Source organism: Aquitalea sp. S1-19 (assembly GCF_024343515.1).
Genome location: NZ_RJTZ01000181.1, coordinates 1 through 3,354 on the forward strand (window position 1 = coordinate 1; position 3,354 = coordinate 3,354).

The following is a 3,354-nucleotide window of genomic DNA, read 5'->3' on the forward strand; positions in this document are numbered from 1 at the left end:
ACCCAGGGCGGCGATGCGGTGCTGTCGTTTCGCGTGGCCAGCGATATCGGCTTTGGCGAAAAAAAGACCACCAACTGGTTTGGCTGCCAGGTGTGGGGTAAGCGCGCCGAGGCGCTACTGCCCTATTTGATCAAAGGGCAGCAGGTGACAGTATACGGCCAGCTGACACTGCGCGAATGGACAGATAGGGACGGTATTAAGCGCCTGTCGCCAGATGTGCGCATCAATGAAGTGAGCATGCAAGGCGGGAAACGCGACGATGCGCAGCAGCCAGCGGACAGCAATAAACCACCGAGACAACCGGCACGCAGCAGCTACGGAGGCCAGAAGCACGCCGCCAGTAAGGGCGAATATCCATACTAAACAACACAACGGGCCATATCTGGCCCGTTTTGCATTACCACATCAGATCAGCCAGATCCGAGCCGCGCAGGTTTGCGTAGCGTGCCAGCATGCGCGGGTCGCGGTGGCCGGTCACCTTGGCAATTTGCAGGTCGGACATCTTGGTACGCTCGAATAGGCGGCTGGTGGCCTCATGCCGCAGGTCGTGAAACTTGAGGTCGGCACAGCCGGACACCTCAAACACGCGGGAAAACTGTGCGGACAGAAGCGAGGTGATGCGTCTGAGTCCAGCGGCATCGGTATTGCTTAGCCAGGGAAATAGCCGGCCACGGCTCAGACTAAAGCCGGCCATGCCGCGGGTGCCGCTTTCGACTTGCTCGCGATAGCGCGCCAGAACCGCCAGCGCCACGCTGGAGAGCGGAATTTGCCGCTTGTCGCCATTCTTGGTTTTATCCAGAAAGATGGTGCGTTTCTCAAGGTCAATCTGCGAAAGCTCCAGTGTGTAGATTTCACGCATGCGCATGGCCGTTTCAAGCGCCAGGTCAAACAGGCATTCCAGCGCACCCTGCCATTTGAGCGCTAGCGGGCGTTCGCGTCCTTCTGGCGTGGCGCCGGCGAGCATGGCGCGAATGGCCGCCTCTTCGCCAGGGTTTAGTCGCCGGTCGCGGGCAATATCGCTGGGGATCGTCGCCTTGCCATCGTCGCCACGCAGCACGGCCGCATCGCTCGGGGTGTAGTTCGCGTAGCGGCGCGGCAGCTGGCGCAGCGGATTGGAGATGAACACGCTGCCAGCACTGCGCGTTACCCAGTCGAGACAGCGCGCCAGCGCGCCAACATAGTGGCGGATGGATGATGGGGCGAGCTGCTGGGTTTGCTTCATGCTGCGCACCCATGATTCGACCCATGCGTAATCGACAGCGGTCAGCGTGGCACCGCCTACCCTATCGAGCAGCACACCAAGCACCGGCCTATCGGCTGCGGATACATCAACGGCAATCAGGTAGCCGCGGATCGCATCGGCAATGGTGGCGAGGTGCGGCTTCTGGTCGAGCAGGTCATCAGGAACGATGCCGCGATCAAGTAGCGACTCAAGGCGGAGGCAATAGGCGTCGCCTTCGGCCTCGTTGGTAAATGTGAACGTAGCTGGCTTGGGCAAAATACCCTTGCGCCGAACAATGAATTCCCAGTTTCCGCTGGAGCGTAAGCGCTTGGTGGCCATGACAATTCCCGTAGACGGCAAAAACTATAGTCTACGCGCAGCATGCCACTTTTTCAGAGTGGCACGAGAGCAAGAAACAAGGACTTAGCGCAACATGCGGCGCGTGCGACTACACAAAGAAAATAAGAAAAAGCCCCGCAAACTCAATGTTTACGGGGCTTTGACTGGAGGCGGGGGTCGGAATCGAACCGGCGTAGACGGCTTTGCAGGCCGCTGCATAACCACTTTGCTACCCCGCCATAAGGGGTGGGAACAAACTTGCGTTTATTCCTAATAACTGGAGCGGGAAACGAGGCTCGAACTCGCGACCTCAACCTTGGCAAGGTTGCGCTCTACCAACTGAGCTATTCCCGCATAACATTTCATTGTCTTGCTAACGTTGCCGTCTTCAAGAGAATGCGAATTATAAGGATTTTCCGAAGCCTGTCAACACTTCATGCATCCATTTTTTTATCCGCGAACTCTTTTGCCGCCATGCGCAGATAGTAAACCATTGACCACAAAGTTAAAATTACGGCCACAACCATAAATAAATTTCCGATTACCAGCGTACTTACAAACGGAAAAACAGGATCCGCATACAGCAACAGCAAGATAGCCGCCATTTGCGCCATGGTTTTAAGCTTGCCTATGCTCGCCACGGCCACACTCTTGCGCGCGCCCATCTCGGCCATCCACTCCCGCAGCGCAGAGATGGTGATTTCCCGCCCAATGATAATCATGGCCATCCAGCCCTCGGTCCGCCCCAGCTCCACCAATAAAATAAGCGAAGCCGCCACAATCAGCTTATCGGCCACCGGATCCAGAAAAGCACCAAATGCCGAAGTCTGGCCCAACCTGCGCGCCAGAAAGCCATCCAGCCAGTCTGTCACCGCCGCCAAAAAGAAAATCACTGCGCCAGTCACATTGGCAACATGCGAAGACATCAGGCTAGGCGGCAGAAAAAAGATCGCCACAAAAATGGGGATCAGGGCAACCCTGAGCCAGGTCAGGAAGATAGGCAGATTGAACGGCATGGGGTGATCTTTGTTATTAGTGCAAGGCGTTATAAATCAATTCGGCCAGCTTGTGGCTGATTCCTTCGACCCGGGCAAGGTCATCAATACTGGCAGCCTTTACGCCGCGCAGCCCACCAAAACGGGTTAACAACTGCTGACGACGCTTGGCACCGACACCAGGAACTTCTTCCAGTGTCGACATGGTGCGCGCCTTGGCGCGGCGCGCCCGATGCCCGGTAATGGCAAAGCGGTGCGCCTCATCGCGCACAGTCTGAATCAAGTGCAGCGCAGGATGATCGCTGGGTAATTGTAACGTCTTTTGCAGATAAGGGAGGATTAGCGTCTCCAGGCCAGGTTTGCGCGCCTCACCTTTGGCCACCCCGACAATAGGCAGCACAAGACCCAACTCCTGCATCACCTCCAGTGCGACACCCACCTGCCCCTTGCCGCCATCTATCAGCAACACATCCGGCAACTTGCCCTCGCCTTCGGCCAGTTTGCTGTAGCGCCGGGTCAGCGCCTCGCGCATCGCGGCATAATCATCTCCTGCCTTAGCCGTTGCAATATTGAAGCGCCGGTACTCGGCAGGCTGCATACCCCCCTTGTCGTATACCACACAGGAAGCTACCGTCGCCTCGCCCATGGTATGCGAAATATCGTAACACTCCAGCCGCGCCACCCCATCCAGTTCCAGCACCTCGGCCAGTGCAGCCAAACGCGCAGATTGACTAGCCTTGCTGCCCGCACGCTGTGCACAGGCAAGCATTGCATTTTTCTCGGCCATTTCCAACCAGA

The 3,354-nt window shown here is 57.2% G+C and carries 4 protein-coding genes and 2 tRNA genes; 1 reads left to right on the forward strand and 5 read right to left on the reverse strand.

Annotated features, from left to right (window positions below):
* Window positions 1-363 (forward strand): single-stranded DNA-binding protein (locus tag EGI20_RS16735; protein WP_498632839.1); only part of this gene is annotated, 363 nt, incomplete at its 5' end.
* 34 nt (window positions 364-397) lie between these two features.
* Here EGI20_RS16735 and EGI20_RS16740 read toward each other — a convergent pair.
* The 5 genes from EGI20_RS16740 to EGI20_RS16760 all read right to left on the reverse strand — a co-directional run.
* Window positions 398-1,561 (reverse strand): site-specific integrase, encoded by a 1,164-nt coding sequence (locus tag EGI20_RS16740; RefSeq protein ID WP_498632841.1) that lies wholly within the window; start codon window positions 1,559-1,561, stop codon window positions 398-400.
* Between the two features lie 165 nt (window positions 1,562-1,726).
* Window positions 1,727-1,800: transfer RNA gene (locus EGI20_RS16745), tRNA-Cys, on the reverse strand.
* A gap of 39 nt (window positions 1,801-1,839) precedes the next feature.
* Window positions 1,840-1,915: transfer RNA gene (locus EGI20_RS16750), tRNA-Gly, on the reverse strand.
* Window positions 1,916-1,995: 80 nt separating this feature from the next.
* Window positions 1,996-2,577, reverse strand: coding sequence for a CDP-diacylglycerol--glycerol-3-phosphate 3-phosphatidyltransferase (gene pgsA, locus EGI20_RS16755; RefSeq protein ID WP_124734210.1), 582 nt, complete (start codon window positions 2,575-2,577; stop codon window positions 1,996-1,998).
* A 16-nt stretch (window positions 2,578-2,593) separates the two neighbouring features.
* Window positions 2,594-3,354, reverse strand: a 761-nt coding sequence (locus EGI20_RS16760; protein ID WP_498632843.1) for a helix-hairpin-helix domain-containing protein, incomplete at its 5' end; no start/stop codon positions are given.